Source organism: Arthrobacter sp. (assembly GCF_031179985.1).
Classification (GTDB): Bacteria; Actinomycetota; Actinomycetes; order Actinomycetales; family Micrococcaceae; genus Arthrobacter.
Genome location: NZ_JAPSHJ010000041.1, coordinates 1 through 19,043, shown reverse-complemented (window position 1 = coordinate 19,043; position 19,043 = coordinate 1). Strand labels below are relative to the sequence as shown.

14 protein-coding genes are annotated in these 19,043 nt (G+C 61.3%); 4 read left to right on the top strand and 10 right to left on the bottom strand.

The features are described 5' to 3' along the window. The first annotated feature begins 78 nt into the window (after positions 1-78). Together RIN13_RS15880 and RIN13_RS15875 are read left to right on the top strand one after the other, a co-directional pair. A complete protein-coding gene (locus tag RIN13_RS15880) occupies positions 79-1,761 on the top strand; it encodes an amidohydrolase (RefSeq protein ID WP_309108302.1) in 1,683 nt (560 codons plus the stop codon). A gap of 122 nt (positions 1,762-1,883) precedes the next feature. After that, a complete protein-coding gene (locus RIN13_RS15875; protein ID WP_309108301.1) occupies positions 1,884-2,624 on the top strand; it encodes a polyprenol monophosphomannose synthase in 741 nt (246 codons plus the stop codon). Positions 2,625-2,752: 128 nt separating this feature from the next. Here the strand turns inward: RIN13_RS15875 and RIN13_RS15870 are convergent, their stop codons facing one another. The 4 genes from RIN13_RS15870 to RIN13_RS15855 form a co-directional block, all read right to left on the bottom strand. Beyond that, entirely contained in the window at positions 2,753-3,100 is a 348-nt protein-coding gene (locus RIN13_RS15870; protein ID WP_011692034.1) for an RNA polymerase-binding protein RbpA, read from the bottom strand. Between the two features lie 257 nt (positions 3,101-3,357). Then, complete coding sequence (locus RIN13_RS15865) at positions 3,358-4,308, bottom strand: SPFH domain-containing protein (protein WP_309108300.1); 951 nt, start codon at positions 4,306-4,308, stop codon at positions 3,358-3,360. Between the two features lie 114 nt (positions 4,309-4,422). After that, entirely contained in the window at positions 4,423-4,881 is a 459-nt protein-coding gene (locus tag RIN13_RS15860) for an NfeD family protein (RefSeq protein WP_309108299.1), read from the bottom strand. Positions 4,882-5,025: 144 nt separating this feature from the next. Then, positions 5,026-5,889, bottom strand: coding sequence for a methyltransferase domain-containing protein (locus RIN13_RS15855; protein WP_309108298.1), 864 nt, complete (start codon positions 5,887-5,889; stop codon positions 5,026-5,028). 73 nt (positions 5,890-5,962) lie between these two features. Between RIN13_RS15855 and RIN13_RS15850 the strand changes: the two genes are divergently transcribed. Beyond that, entirely contained in the window at positions 5,963-8,020 is a 2,058-nt protein-coding gene (locus RIN13_RS15850; protein ID WP_309108297.1) for a S9 family peptidase, read from the top strand. Here RIN13_RS15850 and RIN13_RS15845 read toward each other — a convergent pair whose 3' ends face one another. Both RIN13_RS15845 and RIN13_RS15840 read right to left on the bottom strand, forming a co-directional pair. After that, a complete protein-coding gene (locus RIN13_RS15845; RefSeq protein ID WP_309108296.1) occupies positions 8,021-8,680 on the bottom strand; it encodes a peptide deformylase in 660 nt (219 codons plus the stop codon). It abuts the gene before it with no gap. A gap of 19 nt (positions 8,681-8,699) precedes the next feature. After that, the gene (locus RIN13_RS15840; protein ID WP_309108295.1) at positions 8,700-9,716 is read right to left on the bottom strand and encodes a hypothetical protein; all 1,017 of its coding nucleotides are present in this window, start codon (positions 9,714-9,716) and stop codon (positions 8,700-8,702) included. A 114-nt stretch (positions 9,717-9,830) separates the two neighbouring features. Here RIN13_RS15840 and RIN13_RS15835 point away from each other — a divergent pair, with 114 nt between their 5' ends. Continuing rightward, entirely contained in the window at positions 9,831-10,250 is a 420-nt protein-coding gene (locus RIN13_RS15835) for a nuclear transport factor 2 family protein (protein ID WP_309108294.1), read from the top strand. Positions 10,251-10,271: 21 nt separating this feature from the next. Here RIN13_RS15835 and RIN13_RS15830 read toward each other — a convergent pair whose 3' ends face one another. From RIN13_RS15830 to RIN13_RS15815, 4 genes are all read right to left on the bottom strand, one after another. Beyond that, entirely contained in the window at positions 10,272-11,405 is a 1,134-nt protein-coding gene (locus RIN13_RS15830) for an NAD(P)/FAD-dependent oxidoreductase (protein WP_309108293.1), read from the bottom strand. Then, positions 11,402-12,151 (bottom strand): class I SAM-dependent methyltransferase, encoded by a 750-nt coding sequence (locus RIN13_RS15825; protein WP_309108292.1) that lies wholly within the window; start codon positions 12,149-12,151, stop codon positions 11,402-11,404. The genes RIN13_RS15830 and RIN13_RS15825 overlap by 4 nt, the downstream gene beginning before the upstream one ends. Next, positions 12,123-13,358, bottom strand: a complete 1,236-nt coding sequence (locus tag RIN13_RS15820) for a type III polyketide synthase (RefSeq protein ID WP_309108291.1) — start codon at positions 13,356-13,358, stop codon at positions 12,123-12,125. Before RIN13_RS15820 ends, RIN13_RS15825 begins: the two co-directional genes overlap by 29 nt. Positions 13,359-13,457: 99 nt before the next feature. Next, positions 13,458-18,749 (bottom strand): family 43 glycosylhydrolase, encoded by a 5,292-nt coding sequence (locus RIN13_RS15815; protein ID WP_309108290.1) that lies wholly within the window; start codon positions 18,747-18,749, stop codon positions 13,458-13,460. Between the last annotated feature and the right edge of the window lie 294 nt (positions 18,750-19,043).

Below are 19,043 nucleotides of genomic sequence, written 5' to 3'. Positions count from 1 at the left end.
TTGGAGTTCCCGCACGCGGAGTTTCCGCCGGACGCTCAACCGTCAGTTTTCACTACCAGGTTCAGGAGTATTTCATCCATGTCTGACTCATCGCCTGACTCCTCGTCCCAGGAGCCGGCAAAAAGCAAGCAGGCCGAGCGGAAGGTGACCCTGTACCGCAACGGCTCTGTCTACACCGCTGCCGATCCATTTGCGACTGCAATGCTCGTGGACGATGGAACTGTGGCCTGGGTGGGCTCGGAACAGGCAGCATCCTCCATAGCTGATGATGCCATGGAAATCATCGATCTCAGGGGCGCGCTGGTCGCACCAGGCTTTGTGGATTCACATGTCCACCTGACCGAGACTGGAATCGCGCTGGACTCGCTTCAGCTGGATGGGGTTCGCTCGGCCGGAGAACTGCTCGACGCCGTCGCTGCCTGGGGCGGCACCGGGACTGTTATGGGGCACGGTTGGGATGAGAGTGCCTGGCCTGACGGAACCCTCCCCAGCAGGGAAGAACTGGAGCGGGCCTCCGGGGGCAGGCCGGTTTACCTTGCGAGGGTGGACGCCCATTCCGCGCTGGTCTCTTCGTCCCTGGCCGCTGCGGCCAAATTGTCATCCCCGCACCCCCCGGAAACCGCGGCCAACAGTCAGGTGAAACGGGAGGAGCATACGGCCGCCCGTTTGGCAGCCCGCGAGTTCCCGCAGCAACAGATTCGGGAGTTCCAGCGCAGAGCCCTTTCCGAGGCCGCAGCCAATGGCTATGTGGCTCTCGCTGAAATGTCCGCCCCGCACATCGGCGGCGTAAAGGACCTGCAGCTCGCAGTGGGCTGGAACGAGGCCAAGGGACAGGCTTTTCCAGAGATTCTCGCCTACCGCGGCCAGCTCGCCGAATCCGAAAGGGATGTTCAGTCCCTTCTTGGCGGACTTGGCGTTAGCGTTCGGGGACTCGCGGGGGATCTGAACATTGACGGTTCCATTGGGTCCAGGACGGCTGCTCTTCGCGCCGACTACAGCGATGCACCGGGGGAGCGGGGCACCAGGTACCTCTCCGTGGACCAGGCGGCCGCGCATATTGCAGCCTGTTCACTGGTGGGGATTCAGGCTGGCTTCCACGTAATCGGAGACGCGGGGCTGGACGCCGTGCTGGAAGCCTTTGACCAGGCTGCCGCGGAGGTTGGCGATCAGCGTATCCGGGCGGCAGGACACCGGCTTGAACACGTGGAAATGGCCGACCTCCCGGCTATCGAGAGACTTGCCCGTCACTCCATCACTGTCAGTGCCCAGCCGGCTTTCGATGCAGCCTGGGGCGCCGAGGGACGCCTGTACCAGGAACGGCTCGGTTCACGCCGCCTCACTATGAATCCTTTCGCCACCCTGTATTCGGCCGGAGTGCCTGTCTGCTTCGGCAGTGACAGTCCGGTGACACCGCTTCGCCCCTGGGAAAGCGTGCGGGCGTGCCTGGAACACAGCAATCCCGAACAGCGGATCTCTGCACGGGCAGCATTCCTGGGGCACACCCGGGCAGGCTGGCGGGCCGCAAAGTACTCCAACCCGATGGCTGGCCAGCTGGTACCTGGGGCACCCGCGAGCTTTGCAGTATGGGAGGTCGAGGAACTGATGGTCCAGGTAGCAGACCGCCGGGTACAGTCCTGGAGCACCGATCCCCGGGCAAGGACTCCGCTCCTGCCGGCACTGGACACCGGGGTCAATCCAGTGTGTCTCCAGACTGTCCGCGACGGCAAAGAACTCTATTCCCATGACAGCCTCCGCGGCTAGGCCTGAGTTGCCCGGACGTACCCTTATGCTGAACGCCCTATAATAGAAAGTTGCGCCTGCAGCTCGGCTTTTCGCCTGATCTTTGCGCGCTCTGACCGCTCCCATCAAGGAAAGGCCTCGCTGTGCGTGTCCTCACGATCATCCCGACCTACAATGAGCTGGAATCCCTGCCCAAGACAATCAGCCGCCTCAGGGCAGCTGTCCCGGCATCGGATGTCCTGGTGGTTGACGACAACAGCCCGGACGGTACCGGGCAGCTGGCGGATGGCCTGGCTGCAGAGGATTCCCAGATCCACGTCCTGCATCGGCAGGGCAAGGCAGGACTCGGAGCGGCCTACATCGCCGGCTTCAAGTGGGGACTTGACGCCGGGTATGACGTCCTCGTGGAGATGGACGCCGACGGCTCCCACCAGCCGGAGCAGCTTCCGCAATTGCTGGAAGCCTTGGAGCAGGGTGCTGATTTGGCCATGGGATCCCGCTGGGTTCCTGGCGGCAGCGTCGTCAACTGGCCGCTGTACCGGCAGGCCATTTCGCGCGTCGGGAGCACCTATGCACGGCTTATGCTCGGCCTGAAGATCAAGGATGTTACCGGCGGATACCGCGCCTTCCGCCGCACCACCCTTGAAAAGCTCAACCTCGATGAGGTGGCCTCAGTTGGCTACGGCTTCCAGGTGGACCTTGCCTGGCGCGTTGCGAAGCTGGGACTCACAATTGTTGAGCGACCCATCACCTTCGTGGAGCGCGAGCTCGGGGACTCGAAGATGAGCGGAAACATTGTGGTTGAAGCGATGATCAACGTCACGCGTTGGGGCCTCGCCGCGCGGTGGCAGAAACTCACCTCCGGGAAAAGCTCCGCCGCCTGACTAAGCTCGGCACACTGACCTAAACCTGGCAGGCTCGAGACACAACAAAGCCGGGCTCCCTCATCGTTAGTCGATGAGGGAGCCCGGCTTTGTTGTGTACTGAGTTCTTGTCCCCTGTGGTTCAGCCCTTAGGCTGAGCGGCGTTCTCCACGGCGTTCGCGCAGAATGGTGAGTCGATCCTCGAGGATCTGTTCCAGCTCGGGAAGGGACCGGCGTTCCAAAAGCATGTCCCAGTGGGTCCGGACAGCTTTTTCGTTGCTGTTGATGGGGCGTTCGCCATCCACCAGGAGAGCTTCCTTGCCCGTTTTCGACACCCATACCGGAGGGATTTCAGCTTCCGAGGAGAACGTGACGAAGACCTGCTCGCCGTCCTCGCAACGGTACTCAACCCGCTGGCGGGGAGCCGGTTCGACACCGGATTCCGTCTCCATGCTTTGTGCGCCGAGGCGCATGCCCCGCAGGCTGCGATCGCTCATGATTTCTCCCTTTGGTCGGTTCGCAGAGCCTGGCTCTGCGCTAGCCGGAGGTAAGTGACAGCCCCCGGACTACGGTTTGCACTACGTTGCATCGTTAACTCCAACGCTTTCCGCAGCATTCTTGTTCCAGCCTTATTGAACCGGTCGGACAAATATCCTATTATACGGTTCCTTCTACAGCCAAGCAAAAAGAGCGAAGCAAGAATCAAGCAAAGGAGGAGTTGCCCGGTCCCGGGCAACTCCTCCTCTTAAAGGCCCTAAGGACGATCCACGGCCTGTTTTTCGGTGGTTGGTCTTGCCGGGGCGCCCGCGCCGAAGAGGCCTTCGGAGTCCATGTTGGTCCCACCCAGGGCGTTGCCAATGCCCTTGAGTGCCTCGCCCACTTCGCTGGGGATGATCCACAGTTTGTTTGACGATCCTTCCGCCAACTTGGGCAGCGTCTGCAGGTACTGGTAAGCCAGCAGCTTCTGATCGGGGTTGCCCTTATGGATTGCGTCGAAGACCTTCTGGATCGCCTGGGCTTCACCGTCGGCGCGCAGGATGGCGGCCTTTGCGTCGCCCTCGGCCTTGAGGATGGCTGCCTGCCGCTGGCCCTCTGCGGTGAGAATGGCCGACTGCTTGGTGCCCTCGGCGGTGAGGATGGCCGCACGCCGGTCCCGTTCGGCACGCATCTGCTTTTCCATCGAATCCTGGATGGAGTGGGGCGGATCAATCGCCTTCAGTTCCACGCGTGAAACGCGGATACCCCAGCGGCCGGTGGCCTCGTCCAGCACGCCTCGCAACTGACCATTGATCTGGTCGCGGGAGGTCAAGGCCTCTTCGAGGTTCAGGCCACCGACGACATTACGCAGGGTGGTGGTGGTCAGCTGTTCGACCGCCTGGATGTAGTTGGCGATTTCATAGGTTGCAGCCCGCGGGTCCGTCACCTGGAAATACACAACCGTGTCGATCGAAACCACCAGGTTGTCTTCGGTAATCACCGGCTGCGGAGGGAAGGAAACCACTTGTTCCCGGAGGTCCAGGAGCGGGAGCAGCCTGTCCACGAAGGGGATCAGGATAGTAAGTCCCGGGTTGAGGGTTCGCTGGTACTTTCCGAGCCGTTCTACCACTCCTGCCCGCGCCTGCGGCACAATCCGCACCGAGCGTACAAGCACGATAATTACGAAAACGATCAGAACCAGCAGCACGATCGTGACTGCGATATCCATGCATCTCCTTCATTCCCCAATAGTTGTATTCAAAGCTGAATACGCAAGCGCGGTCTCCCGGCGGATGCAGGGGCCGTTCACACTCTTTTGCTCCGGCAGCGATGCCGGTGGCGATTACTGTACGGGTTCCGGCTGGGGAACGACGACGGCGGTGGCTCCTTCGATGGCGGACACCACCACACGCTGGCCCGCCTCAAGAATTCCATCTTTGGAACGAGCACTCCACACGTCGCCCCCGATCTTGACCAGACCGCCGTCGGAACTGACGGATTCCATGACCAGCGCTGATTCCCCGATAAGGCGGTCCACGTTTGTCCGCTGTTCAGCAGGGCCTTTATGCAGGTGTTTGAGCGCCACTGGCCGGACGAGGCCAACCATGAGGAGTGACACGACGCAGAATACGATGATCTGCAGCCAGAGGTCGGCGCCGGCAAAATCCGCCACCAGGGCAGCAAGGGCGCCACCGCCGAGCATAATGAAGAACAGGTCCAAGGTGAGCATTTCCACCACGGCAAACGCCAGGAAAACCGTCAGCCACAAAGCCCACCAGTTCTCGCCAAGCCAATCAAACATGTAGCTCCCCCTTCGTCGCCGGGACCTGCGGGAGCAGACCCTCAGTAACTGTGCTTCCATCGTAGTCCGAACCCTGAGGGGGAGGGGAGGGCCCGGAGCAGAGGTACGGAAAGTGGCCAAGTCGTTATCTCGGACACTCGGGATTCAGGAGTTAAGGAGCCAAGGCCGGGGTTCAAAAGCGGTGATCCGGAAACGGGCAGAAACTCTCGTTCGGGCCGGCAGGGAGGCCAGCAGCTCAGGAAGCGCCGTTCGGTCCAGATGGTGCCCGGCCGGCCCCATCAGCGCCAAATTGACGACGTCCGCCGCCGGCAGGCTCAAGTCGAGATCCAGCTCCCGGGTGGACAGTTCGCTGAACGCGCCGTTCATGGAGGCTGCCAGCCGTTCCTCCTTGGCTGCCTCCAATCCCAGCATTCCGGTTGTTCCAGCCACTTCGGCCAGGTGACCAGGTCTGGGCGTCACCACTATGAGTCTCCCACCCGGACGCAGGACCCGGGAGAACTCGGCTGGGTTGCGCGGAGCGAAGACGACGGTGACGACATCGACTGACCGATCCGTCAGCGGAAGGGGTTGCCACACATCGCAGACAATGTTGATGACGTCCGGGTTCAATCTGGCAGCGCGCCGCAAGGCGAACTTGGAGATGTCCAGGCCGATGGCTGCAGCCGGGAACCTGTCCAGAATCGCCCGCAGATAGTGTCCGGTTCCGGTCCCGGCGTCAAGCACAGCAGGCTTGGCTGCGGCGAGGGCAGGCGCGGCGGTGTCCGCGATGACGAGCGCCAGCTCGTCATAATGCCCATGAGACAGAAAATCGCTGCGAGCCGCCACCATATCGGCAGAGTCTGCTTCGAAGGCAGTTCCCTTGCCCACCAGGAAGTTGAAGTATCCCTGCCTGGCGGCATCAAAACTGTGACCGGCAGGGCACTTCAACGTGGGCACTTCCCCCGTGCCGTAACCCAAGGCTTGCCGGCAGACGGGGCACAGCAGCGAGTGGACGGCGTCAGAAGGCATAGCCCCATCTTAAGTGGCCTGTTCATCACTAGGGTGTTTCCCACCCTTCGAAGGAACAACTAGGCTCGCAAGAGTGAAACCAGAACACCTGCCGCTGCTGAATTCCGTATCTGCACCCACCGTCCATCCCGACGGCACGAGGGCCGTCGTGTCCGTTGTCCATCCGGACTTCGACGCTGACACCTATGTAGGCCAGCTTTGGAGCATCTCCCGGAATCCCGAAAGACTGCCCCGGAGACTCACCCGCGGGTTCCGTGACACATCCCCGGCGTTTTCTCCGGACGGGCGTGTGCTGGCATTTCTCCGCACGTCATCGGAGGGGAAGTTCCAACTGCATGTAGTGGATGCGGCCGGAGGAGAGCCTCAGGTGATCACCAATGCGAAACTTGGCGTCTCCTACTTTGCCTGGGCACCGGACTCGCACCGGATTGTGTTCGCTGCCAGAACTCCGGAGGAAGGCCGCTACGGAACAGTCGACGGCGTCTCATCTGCCGCAGAGGACGCCCGCCTGATCACGGACTACAAGTACCGGATGAACGGCGTGGGCTACACCGCCGATAAGCCGCTGCAGTTGTTTCTCGTTCACGTCCCGGATCTCGACGACGAGCCCAAGGTGGTGCGCTCCGGCCGTGCCGCCCAAAAGAGGAACGTGGCCACGGACTCGGCGGATCAGCATGCTTCGAAGGATTCACCCGACGTGCCCGAGGACGAGACAGTGCCTCCCGCCCGGCAGCTGACTTCGGCTCCAGTTGACCATGAAAGCGCGACGTTCAGCAGCGACGGAGCCACTATCTTCTTTGTGGCAGCACTCCACGAAGGAAGCGACGGCGATCTGGCCACCGGTATCTATTCCTTGGCCGTGGCGGGTGTCCAGGAACCCGTTCCTGTGCTATCGGTTGACGGCCCTCGGCAGGCAATCCACACCGTCAGGCAGAGCCGGGACGGCAAGTGGCTCTTCTACCTCGCTCAGGATCTGGGCACCTCCGGGCTGGACTTCGTGGCCCGGAATACCGCCATGTACGTTATTCCTTCGGGCGGTGGTGACCCCACGTGCATGAGCGACGTCGAGAACATGGATCTGGATACAGGCGGTGGGCTGCTCGAACTGCAGGGGGACGATTCGGCGCTCGTCCTTAACAACGCCCAGGGCACTGTGGAACTGCTGGAATTCGGCGCCACCGGCAATAACGCGCTCCTGGTCCACGGGGACCGGGTGGTTGTGGGCGCGGGGTCGGGAGGAGGCTCGATCTTCGTCACCTTTGGGGATTCAGCCACTGCCGGTGACGTGGCCATCCTTGAGGCTGGCCAACTGAGGCTGCTCACCGATTTCTCAGCGCGGCTGCGGACCGAAGCCGGCATTATTGAACCCCGGGAACTCACCTTCAGTTCCCAGGACGGTCATCCGGTGCACGGCTGGCTTGTTATGCCTCCGGGCAAGGGTCCCCACCCGGTGCTGCTCAACATCCACGGCGGGCCGTTCGCCCAGTACACGGTTGGAGTTTTCGACGAGGCCCAGGTTTATGCGGAGGCAGGATACGCCGTCCTGATGTGCAACCCTCGCGGCTCGGCGGGCTATGGCCAGGCCCACGGTCGTTCCATTAAGGGAAAAATGGGCACCGTTGATATGCAGGACGTTCTGGCGTTCCTCGACGGCGCATTGGAGAAGTTCCAGGAACTGGATTCCACCGAATTGGGCATCATGGGTGGCTCCTACGGCGGCTATCTCACCGCATGGACCATCAGCCAGGATCACCGTTTCAAAGCGGCCATTGTGGAACGGGGATTCCTTGATCCGGTCAGTTTCGTGGGCTCTTCTGACATTGGATGGTTCTTCGGTGGCGAGTACACCGGGCCAGCGCCGGAGGAAATGGCTGCCCAGAGCCCCATGGCCACCATTTCTGCAGTGCGTACCCCCACGCTCGTGATCCACAGTGAGGAGGACCTGCGGTGTCCGGTAGAACAGGGGCAGCGGTACTTCACGGCACTGAAACAGCAGGGAGTGGAGGCAGCGTTCCTGATCTTCCCGGGGGAAAACCATGAACTTTCGCGGTCCGGAACTCCCCACCACCGCAAGCAGCGCTTCGAACACATCCTCCGCTGGTGGGCAAAATACCTCCCCGTGAAGGCTTGATCAGTCAGGGAGAAACCCGAGTTCATGCCGCGCCCGGCTGATGTCCGGCGCCATCCAGCGAAGCCCGTATTCCTCATTTGTGGTGAGGGAGCGGAGTTCGGCCTTGTCTACATACAAGGTGCCATGCAGGTGGTCGGTTTCGTGCTGAACAATCCGGGCCTGCCAGCCGGAGTACTCTGCTTGCATCGCAGTGCCCTCCGGCGTGGTGTACGTCAGATGAACGCGGTCCGGCCGCGACACCACCGCCTGCAGGCCGTTTAAGGACAGGCAGCCTTCATAAAACGCTGCCCGGCCTGCGCCTATGGCTATGTAGGAGGGGTTGAGCAGTACCAGGAAGTCCAGCGGGGCTCTCTCGCGCAACCCGGCAATGTCAGGCTCGACGTCGAACCCATCTTCCGCCACGGCAATCTGAAGCGGGATCCCAAGCTGCGGGGCAGCCAGACCCACTCCGGGAGCGTTATGCATGACCCGGCGCATCAGGCCTATCAGCGCGGCCAGTTCCTCATCGGTGAGCTGTCCGTCGTAACGGGCGGCGGACTGGCGCAGCGCAGGATGCCCCACCTGCACGATCGGTGGAAGTCCGTCTGATGCCAGGATGGATTGAACGGTCTCCCGTATCTCGGCGGGACTGGACGGTGTGGGGACTGAAACCTGGGCCATACCAAAAGCCTAATGCGGCTCAGCCCTGCTGCGGTCCGCAGGTCGAGATGACGAAATCATGAATGCGGCCCCGAAGCCCGGCACCTGCGTCCACTTTAAAGACTCCTTGCTGCCCGGCCACTGTTATCCGCAGCGGAAACAACGTGCCCACTTTGTCTTCTGCCACCGCATGCGGATCACACCGGGCCGGACGGATAACCAGTCGGAGCTCTGAAGCCGGTCCGCCCTCCCGCACCTCCAGATCCCGCGGCCAGGGCTGGGAGGGTTCTTCGGCTATGAGCGGGGTGCCGTCGATTTTCTCGATGGTCAGGACCCTCGGTTCCCTGGGCGGCTCACCAGCGCCTTGTGTGCTCCTGCTGCCCTCCTGGGGCGGCAGCTTGGGGAGTATGCGGATACGGACGACGGCGGTACCGCCTTTCCCAGCAGCATCCAGTTCCGGTACTGGCCGGAACTCCGCAATGTCCTCCGCTGCCTTGCTGACGCACTGTTCCATATTGTTCCGGGTCAGCACTCCATGTGGATCCACGGGCTCAAGTGTTGCTTGACCAGCCACCGCCGGCTGGGTGGTGATTCGAAGCATTAATTTGTCACTTGGAACGTTTGTCGGGCCTCCCGTCGCGTCAGCAGCGCGTGTGCAGGTCGCTTCAGAAAGCTTTGCCGGAAGGCTTTTGGTCTGCCTCGCGGGAAGTTCGATGCCGCCGGCGTCGGAATTCCAGATAATGGCGGCGCTGAAAAGGCCACTGTGAAGGGAGGCGTCCAGTACAGTCACGGGTTCAGGGGTGTTGTTAGTGAGCTGTATTTCAATGATTTGATGGGCATAGTTGTCCCTGAACTGGTTGATTTGTGCACTTATGGCCGGCAGTCCGCTGATTGCGGTGGATGCAGACCCGGAAGAAGACGCAGACACGGGATTGGGACTGCCTTCAGGCCCGGGACCAGGGCTGCAGGACACCAGCGTCACGAGCATCGCCAAGGCAACGGCTGAAGCCGGAGCGGACGTGAACCGCCGTCGGGAGGTCAGCGGTGCGCGACTCATCCCTGAAGTCTAAGCCGTTGGATGACGCTCCGTCACTGGGCGGCAGTGCAGGCGGTTCCGCTGGACAAGGAAGATGGCTGGGTTGAAAATGCGCGATTCCGCTAGGGTCGTTTCATGACAGAAAAGCACCCCTTGGCTTCAGACCCCTTGACCTGCGTGCTCAGCTTTATCCGGACGCTTGAAGGAGGAGGCGGCGCAGAGGACATCAGGCCTTTCCTTGCTGACGAGTTTGTCCTCGTCGAAGCGCCGCATGTGCTGGCGCCAAAGGGTTCGACCAGAACCCTGGAGGACGTCCTGTCAGGAGCAGAGAACAGCGGGGAAGTTGTTACCGGCCAGCGCTTCAAGGTGAACCGAACCACTTGTGAAGGCGGCCGCGTGGTCATCGAAGCGGACTGGTCAGCGACCCTCCGAATGGACCTTCCGTACTGGGACTCCGGCGAAATCATCAGGGCGAGGACCACTTCGGTTTTTGAGGTAAGCGGCGGCCGGATCCTCAGTCAGGACAGCTACGACTGCTACTTCACCGGCGGCTGAACCCGGGCGCAGGAGGGCACTTCAGTGCATGGTAAAGCGCCGCGCCACCCAGGCATTGACTGCCGGGATTCCTGCGACTTCGCCCAGCACCCGATTGCGTGCGGCCAGCAGGAGCGGCGGAACGGGGCGGCCCAGGGCCATATTAATCCCGGCCTGACGCATGGCCTTGGCCGACGCGTGCAATCGTGATCTTTCGTAGGCACGCAGATCAGTTGCCACCGGCTGCCCTCTTATAGCTGCCACAATGATGGGCGCGAGCGCTGCTGCATCAAGCCATCCAAGGTTCATGCCCTGACCGCCAATGGGACTGACCTCATGGGCGGCATCCCCGATCAAGGCTGTTCTGCCATGGATCAGCCGCACGGCTCGTCGTGACCGGACACCGAACGAGCTGAGCATGCTGTTTGTTTCGGGGTCTATGGGTATTCCCGTTCTTTCGTACACCAGGTCAGCTACCGTTGCAGGCTCCGCTTGTCGGGGCAGGCCCGGCATTCTGACTACCCAACGGCGGAGGGAGCCGGGCAGCGGGAACGATTCGACGATCCCCTTCGCTGCAAGAAACAGCACGGCATCTGATCCGAAGTCAGTGGAGTCCTGGAAGTCGCCCATCAGGTAGGCATCCGGATAGATCTTCAGCCGGGACGGAATGCCCAGGAACTCCCGCATGCTGGACCGGACGCCGTCGGCAGCGATGGCAAGCAGCGAGGTGTGCCTGGATGAGCCGGAAGCGGAGGCAACATTCAGCGTGACTGTCCGTCCGTCGTCGTGCATTCCCGTCACAGTGGAGCCGCGCTGCAGCGCAGCCGGATCCAGTTCCCGGAGACGGTGCTCCAGTATGGCTTCCGTCTGTTCCTGGGGGAGGGAAAGGACAAAGGGGAAGCGGCCGGAGAGCCCGTCAAAGGACATCCCGGCCACAGGCCTGCCGCTTCCGATCGCGAGGCCGTGGTGGATTTGGACTCCAGCGGCCACCAGTCTGGACGTGACGCCGATTCTGTCGAGGGCTTCCAGAGCGGGAGGGTGGATTCCGATAGCACGCGAAAACGGCGATCTGGACAGTCGTTGCTCCAGCACCCGCACCGCCAGACCGTGACTGACCAACAGGGAAGCAAGATACAGGCCAACAGGGCCACCGCCAACGATCAGAACGTCGGTCAAGGGTTCAGTGCCCCGGGTAGTTCAGGCTTCCTGTGATGCAGGACCGTCCTGAAGGGAAAACGCCGTTCGGCGGTCCAGGCCGGCGGGGTGCGGGCGTCGAGTTCGGAGGGTGTGTAGCTGCGCCGGATGGATGTGAGCCCGTCCTGCCGAATGAAGGAATGCCTCAATGGCAACGCAGCCACAGAGAAGATGGCATATGCGGCCACACTGCGGCGGAGGTCGTTGTGGATGACAGTTCCGCGGGATAACGACGCCGACTCCATCAGGAACTGTTGGAGTTCGGCGGCAGGCACGTGATGAAGGACGTGGTTGGAAATCACGACGTCGAACGTCAGCCCTTCAGACACAAGCTCGGCGGAGAACGCCTGCCGGAAGGTAACGCCTGCTGTTGCCGGCCGTTCGGCAGCGAACCGGTAGGCCCGCTCATCGGGATCGATGCCCGTGACCAACAGCTGCTTGCCGTCCCGGGCAGCCCACTCCGCGAGCAGCACCGGGATATCGCCCCCACCGCAGCCTATGTCAAGGAGCGTGGTGGGGGTGGCTGACGATAACTGGGGCAGCAGCTCTGTTCGGTAAAGCCGGCGCCAGCCCGAAACCAGCCTGTTAACCAAGGAAAATTGTGTATAGGTGTTTTCGAGACGGACCGGATCACAATCGCTTGCGTCCATTTCCTCGACGGCGTCAGCAGCCCGCTCCCGCAGAAGAGCCATGATCGGATCAAGCACGGAAGGGTTGGGCCAGTGCATCCAAAGGGGTCTCCATGGCCAGTTCTGCGGACGCCGTGTCGACTGTGGCAGTAAGCCCGGCTGGAGCATCAGGGCATTGGGATGAAATCTTGGTGAAGAGGGCAGTCTCCACCGTTAGTCCTGGGCCGAATGCCATGGAGCAAATCCTTTCGTCGCCCGATTCGGCCGGAAGTTCCAGGATGTACTTGAGGACGAACAACACGGTGGCACTGCTCATGTTTCCGTAGTTTCGCAATGTCTCTCGGGCAGGAATCAGTTGCTCATCGCTGAGCTGCAACCGGCTCTGCACCTTATCCAGGATGCTGCGTCCGCCAGGGTGGATTCCCCAGTGCCTGATGTCCGTGTAAGGCTTGTTGGAGAGCGATTTCTCGCGGGATAGCAGCGGCTCAAGTGCGCCGACAATGTGATCGTCGATGATGTGCGGGACGTAGTTTCCCAAGACCATCTCGAAACCCTCATCGCCGATGTTCCAGGCCATGGATTCCTCGCCGACGGGTGTCAGAACGGTTTCAAAGTGATCCAGTTGGAGCAATGGTTCGGCGTCAGGAATGTCGCGTGCCGTGACAACCGCCCCCGCCGCGCCGTCGGCAAACAGCGCTGAGCCCATGATCGTGTCCGGGTCATTGGACGTCCGGACGTGAAGCGAGCACAGCTCGGCGCACACCACCAGGACCACAGCCTCCGGATCCGCTTCACAGAAGGACTTTGCTGCCCGGAGTGCCGGAAATGCTGCATAACATCCCATAAAACCGAGGTGGTACCGCTGGACCGAGGGATTCAGACCGAGGGCGCGGACGATTTTATAGTCCGGGCCAGGATTAAAGAATCCCGTACACGAAACTGTCACGAGGTGCGTGATGTCCTCCGGTCCGATCCCTGCACAGGCTGCCAGGGCAGCATCTGCGGCCTCGATGAACAATTTGGTTGCTTCCCGCCCGAAGATGTCATTCCGCACCTTCGTGCTGGGCCTGAGCAGGAGACCGGTGCGGGGATCGAAGAACTGCGGGTTGTCCGAGCGGATTTCCATCGTCAGTTCGTCAACGGCTGTGTAGCGGGTGTCTATGGCGGCCGAGTCGAAACAGGTATTGACCAGCCTCGAGCCGAGCCTCGTGAGCCCCGGCTGGGCTGCGAAAACCTCCCGCGCCTCAGACTGGATCAGGATAGTCGGCGGGACTGCAGTTTCCAGGGATCTCAGGTAGACCGTCATGGTTCATTCTTAGTGAGAGACGGTGGATAAAACAATGCGAAAAGCGGCCACTCATCTGGAAAAGATGAATGGCCGCTTTTCTGTAACTGGGTGTTATTCCTAGCGCGCGATGGTTGCTGCCCGGAAATCATCCAGGATGCTGCCGCTCGCTGAGGACGTCCGGAGACCGGCCTTGCCCTCCTTGCCGGCAAAGACCTGCACGTCGGCTGCCCGGAGCGGGACACTAGACACAACATCGGCATTCCGGTAGATGGTGACGGTGCCGTCCACATAACTGGCAGTCAGGATGTCACCTGCAGCGAATGCAGATTGTACTGCGCTGTAGGAGTTCCAGGTGTTTTTGTCAGCGCCCAGGGTGGACAGAAGTACCGACTTCGTGGGCGCGTCGTAGACCACTGAGATTCCGCCCGATAGGAATGACTTCCCGGATTGGGCCTTCAGCAGAACACCCTGGACAGACTTGGGTGCGATTGACTTCAGCGTCAGGGACGCCGTCTGGTCTGCACCGAACGCGTCGGCGTAGAGCAGAGCGCCGCCAAGGAGCGGGCTGAGGGCTTTGTCCTTGATGACGTAGGACTGGCGTCCGTCCTCGCCGCTCCAGGAACGGCCCACGGCTCCATTTGCCCGGTCAAAGGTGTCCCGGACAGGGGCGTTGACCGTAAAGGACCGGACGACGTCGGGGGCCGCGAGGAACCGTTGGTTCCCTTCCTGCTTGGCGGTGATGGTGCAGGTTCCGGCTCCGGTCAAGTGAACCGAGTTCCCTTGCAAGGTGCAGGAGCCTGTTGCAGAGAACGTCACAGGGAGGCCGGAAGTGGACGTTGCGCTGACTGCGAAGTCAGCGTCCCCGAGCGTCGTGGTGGCAATCGACCCAAAGGAGATCGACTGCGAAGCCGGTGCGGGGACGTCCACGATTCCCTGGGTGGAGTTGCCTGCCTTATCGACTGCCCTGAACTCAACAGTTGCCGCTGTCCGTCCCGCGGGAAGGGGACCGGAGTAGGGAACCCATTCCGCGGTGCCCACACGGTAGTCAAGGGCAGCAACGCCCGAGTAAGGATCTTCGGCGGCGAGGGTGAGCGTCCGATCGTCGTCGAGGGTGGCAGCAGTCCGTGGTGCTGTCCTGTCGATCTTCAACGCGATGGATGCTTCCACGGACACGTTCCCGGCTGCATCCGTCGCCCTTGCCTTGACAGTGTGAGCGCCGTCTGAGGCCACCTCAAAGGACCGGGTGTACGGAACCCAGGCACCGTCGTCGACCGATACTTCAACGCTGGGAGCCGTCGCAGAGTCATCACTGACGGTGACGTTCACCGTGACAGGACCCATGTACCAGCCCTCAGCACCGTTCGGTGCTGCCGGCTCAGTGGCGACCGTAACTGTCGGGGCGGATGTGTCGGCGAATCTTGGCTCCACACTCTCGAGAGTGGGAACAACCCGATTAATCGATCCGTCTGCGGCGAAGGTGAGCCGGTCAATGGTGGTCTCCCGGTGCATTCCGTCGCCACCTGGGATAGCGAAGCGGTGGTACACGATGTACCACTCGTCCGTGCCCGGAACCTGGACGACCGAGTTGTGGCCGGTTCCAAGGATGCCGAGTTCTGGTTTCTTCTCGAGGATGACTCCCTTGGAGGTCCATGGACCGTTGATGCTGCTCGCGGTGGCGTATCCGACCCGGTAGTTCTCACTCCGTGTGTCGTCGATCGAATAGGTCAGGTAGTACGTGCCGTTGCGCTTGTGCACAAAGGCGCCTTCCCTGAACTGGGTCAGGCCGCCGATGGTCTTGATGTTCGCGGCGTCGTAGGAAACCATGTCCGGGTTGAGCGGAACATAGCGCGCGGTGCCGTTGCCCCAGAACAGGTAGGACACGCCATTGTCATCGGTGAACACAGCAGGGTCGATCTGTTGGGCACCTCCGAAGGCTGCCTTGTTGACCAGCGGCGCACCGGAGTCGACAAAGGGGCCTTTGGGAGAATCAGCGACGGCGACGCCGATGTTCTGGCCGGCGCTGAAGTACAGGTAGTACTTACCGTTTTTGGATGTCGCTGCCGGTGCCCAGGCATTTGAGTGGGTCCAGCTGACGTTTGCAAGATCCAGCACCACGCCTTCGTCTGTCCAGTCCACAAGGTTCTTGGATGAGAAGACGGAGAACTTCGTGCTGCCCCATGAGGCAATTCCGTCGGTCGTGGGGTAGATGTAGTACGTATCCCCGTAGACCACGATGTTCGGATCAGCGGTGTAGCCGGGCAACACAGGGCTCTTCATTTCCAGTGCTGAGAAGGTCCAGTCCGCCGTCGAACCATCAGGCCCCGTCACCTCGTAGGTGACCGGCTTGCTGAGGTCCGCGCTCGCTCCGGAAGCCGGGCTTGAAACAGCCCCGGGAAAGAGGCTGAAGGTGGGGGAGAGCTTACTCAGATCCGTTCCTGGTTTGACGGGATAGGTAACCTTCCGGCTTGTGCTGTCGACGATGGGTGCCACCTTCAGGAGGCTGGCGTCACTGAGCGAAACATCTCCCAGACCGGTTTTGTCGCCCGAGATATTCATTACTTCCTCAGCTGACAGCGCCCGGTTGTAGATGGCGAACTCGCGGAGGGAGCCGTTGAGGGTTTTGTCTGCGGTGTAGACGGACTTGCCGAGGTAGTTAGACGTGGTGCTGCCCAGTCCGATGTCCGCAGGGTTCAGGGTGGCGTTCAAGTTCTCGCCGACCTTTTTCCCGTCGAGATAGACGGTGGCGACGCTGCCCTTCAGCGTGTAAACCAGGTGCTTCCATGATTCACGGGGCAGGGCTGATGTGCTGTTGGCAATTTGTTCTGTCGTCCAGTTCCCGGAGGCGATACCGGTCTTGTACACGGAATTTCCCGTGGCGAACAGATAGCCATTACCCACTCCGGCGGCGTCGGTGTTGCCGAATCCATAGATGAAGTAGGACCCGCTCTGGGAGGCGTTTACGAGGACGTCTGCTTCCACCGTCACGTCCTGGACACCGGAGAGGATGTTATCCGGGACGTCGACATAACCACCGGCACCGTCGAGCTTAAGCGTGCCGCCCGGCTGCCAGCTGCCGCCGGCGACGACCTTGCCGTTGAGGCCATTGCCAGAGGAGTCTGTGACGTCCGTTCCTGAGGTCTGGTCAAAGGAGTAGCGGAGGATCTCCCCTTTTTCATTGGCGGGAACAGGTTTTGGTGTCTGGCGAAGGGCGTCCAGCTCAGTCTGGGTTACCGGGAGAACGGTTCCGTGGCGGGGGCTGGCCGGCAGGTCGTAGTTGGTGGACAGCTTCCAGCTGGGGGTTTCCAGGCTGGTGCTTTCGAGCGGGATGTAGCCGCGTCCTCCGAATTCGTCGAGGAAGAGGTAGAACTTCTCCTCCGTGTTGGATTTGAAGACGGTGGGACCTTCGACCGCTGCCGTTCCGGCGTTCTTGCCGATGCAGGAGCTTTGGAGCGCCCAGTTCCTGGGGTTGCTGGTCGGAAGATCAACGGCGAGCAGGTTGTTGGACTTTTCCTGCATGATGTCGACGCAGCCCGAAACACCGCCTTCATCCTTGGTGAAGCGATAGAACGTGTCCTTGTCCTTGATGACCGTTGAATCAATGACTGAGGTACCCGGGTCGTTCCAGACCTTGGCTTCAGAGAAGGTGCGGAAGTCTCGGGTTGTCGAATACATCATCTTGTTGACAACCCCGGCGGTGTGGCCCGGGTCGGATTCTGCATAGATCTTCGATGCCCAGAACACGACGTAGGCGCCGATGCCGGCGTCGTAGTAGGCCTCCGGAGCCCAGGTATTGCCGGCCGTGCTTGGCGAAACCTTCACATGCCTTTGTTCGGACCAGTTTTTGAGGTCGTATGATTCCCAGACCTCAAGGTACTGGCTGCCTTGGCGCTGGGAGGAGTCCCAGGAAGTTCCGCTGCCAATGGAAAGGTCTGTGGCGATCATGTAGAACTTGTCGCCTTCGGGGGACCGGATCACAAAGGGATCGCGCAGGCCTTTGGTGCCCATGGTGGACGTGAGGATCGGCTTGCCGCCATTGGTTTCATCCCAGTGGAGGGCGTCGTTGCCGCGGCTGGCGGCCATGAAAATATTCTCGCCAGCCAGGCTGTTCCCCGTGAAGTAAGCAAACGCGTATCCGGCATAGGGCGCAACAGTTGGCTTCGCTTTTACATGCGCTGTGAATTCCTTGGTCCCGGTCGCTGTGCCGACCGTGAGGGTGGCTGTCAGGACGACGTCGGTGTCCACCGCCGGACGGTTAACAATGCCTGTGGAATCAATGATCGGGCTTGCGGACTGCCACGTTACCGCTGCCTGTCCGCTGGTTGCCGGGAGAGTGACATTGCCGCGGACGTCATCAAGTGCGGGAAGGGACAAAGCAGCGGTGGCGGCCGCCAGCTTTTCTTCATCTGACTCGGCAGGGACCACGGTAGCTGTGAACGCCTTGGTTCCGGAGGATTCGCCGCGGGTGATTGTTGCCGTGAGGGTCACAGTTGCCGGACCCTGCGCCGCGTTGGGCCTGGTCACCACTCCTGTATTCGAAATGACAGCCGGATCGCTCGATGACCACGTCAGGGTGGAACCATTGACGCCGTTGGCCGGCAGGGACAGGTTGCCTGTCACCGCCGAGACGTCCCCGAGAGTCAGAGCTGCCGCATCCCGATCCACGCGGAGTGCGTCGCTTGGTGCGATCGCGGATGCGACCTCGCTTGGAGTGAGGGCAGCATTGTAGATCCGGAAGTTCCTGACCGACCCGGACAAAAACTTGTCGGCTGCGTAGACCGAACGGCCGAGGTAATTCGCCGTCGTCAATCCGTTGCCGATGCTGCCTGGCGTGATGGTGATACCGGTTTTCTGTCCCACCTGTACGCCGTCGAGGAACAGCGTGGCTGTTCCATTGGCGAGTGTGTAGGTGATTGTCTTCCAGACGCCGCGCGCCAAAGGCTGGTTTTGGGAAAGTGTCTGCTCGGTGGACCAGTTACCTGAGGCGATAGAAGTGCGGTAACTGTCACCAGTGGTGAACAGGTAGCCGTTCCCGGCGTTCGACGTCGTATTGCCGAGTCCGTAGATGAAGTAAGGAGTTGCTTGCGTTGGTGCCATCAGAACCTCGGTACTGACCGTAATGGCGGACAGTCCCTGCATGATGTTGTCAGGAAGGCGGACATGGTCGTTGACGCCGTCCAGCTTCAGTCCTTCGCTTCCCGTCCAGGTGCCACCATTGACGACCGTGCCGTTGCGTCCCTTTCCGGAGCTGTCCACAGCCACGGTCCCGGAGCTTTCATCCAGGTTGTATTGCAGGACGAGCCTGGGGTCCGGGGTGGTCTCAGCCAGCGCCGGGACCAGCGGAGTCAGGACAAGCGCCGAGGCTATGGCCCCCGCGGCTGCCGTTCTGGTGAGCAAACGTAAGGGTCGCATCGTTGCGCCTACTTTCCGTGCCCCTGATTGAACGGGGCATTCTTGAGGGTAAATTTCATTGCAGGGGACGGCAGCCGTGACTGGCCTGTTGTTGTCCGGCTTGCCAGGGGTGTGGTGATCCGTGCGGTGGCGGATTGATCCGTGCGGCGGCAGTGTAGGCACTGCCACCGCACGGACGGTCAGGTGAGCGGGGGGCTCAGTACTGACGGGTAGGCAGGGCCTTGATGGCCTGTTCCTGGGTGAAGGTGGTTTCTTCGGTGACGACGCGCTCGGGGACCGTTTCGCCGGCGAGGA

Bases quoted from the DNA above. Each gene is read 5' to 3' on its own strand.
- RIN13_RS15880 (WP_309108302.1), top strand. From the start codon at position 79: ATGTCTGACTCATCGCCTGACTCCTCGTCCCAGGAGCCGGCAAAAAGC.
- RIN13_RS15870 (WP_011692034.1), bottom strand. From the start codon at position 3,100: ATGAGCGATCGCAGCCTGCGGGGCATGCGCCTCGGCGCACAAAGCATG.
- RIN13_RS15865 (WP_309108300.1), bottom strand. From the start codon at position 4,308: ATGGATATCGCAGTCACGATCGTGCTGCTGGTTCTGATCGTTTTCGTA.
- RIN13_RS15860 (WP_309108299.1), bottom strand. From the start codon at position 4,881: ATGTTTGATTGGCTTGGCGAGAACTGGTGGGCTTTGTGGCTGACGGTT.
- RIN13_RS15855 (WP_309108298.1), bottom strand. From the start codon at position 5,889: ATGCCTTCTGACGCCGTCCACTCGCTGCTGTGCCCCGTCTGCCGGCAA.
- RIN13_RS15845 (WP_309108296.1), bottom strand. From the start codon at position 8,680: ATGGCCCAGGTTTCAGTCCCCACACCGTCCAGTCCCGCCGAGATACGG.
- RIN13_RS15840 (WP_309108295.1), bottom strand. From the start codon at position 9,716: ATGAGTCGCGCACCGCTGACCTCCCGACGGCGGTTCACGTCCGCTCCG.
- RIN13_RS15835 (WP_309108294.1), top strand. From the start codon at position 9,831: ATGACAGAAAAGCACCCCTTGGCTTCAGACCCCTTGACCTGCGTGCTC.
- RIN13_RS15825 (WP_309108292.1), bottom strand. From the start codon at position 12,151: ATGCACTGGCCCAACCCTTCCGTGCTTGATCCGATCATGGCTCTTCTG.
- RIN13_RS15820 (WP_309108291.1), bottom strand. From the start codon at position 13,358: ATGACGGTCTACCTGAGATCCCTGGAAACTGCAGTCCCGCCGACTATC.
- RIN13_RS15815 (WP_309108290.1), bottom strand. From the start codon at position 18,749: ATGCGACCCTTACGTTTGCTCACCAGAACGGCAGCCGCGGGGGCCATA.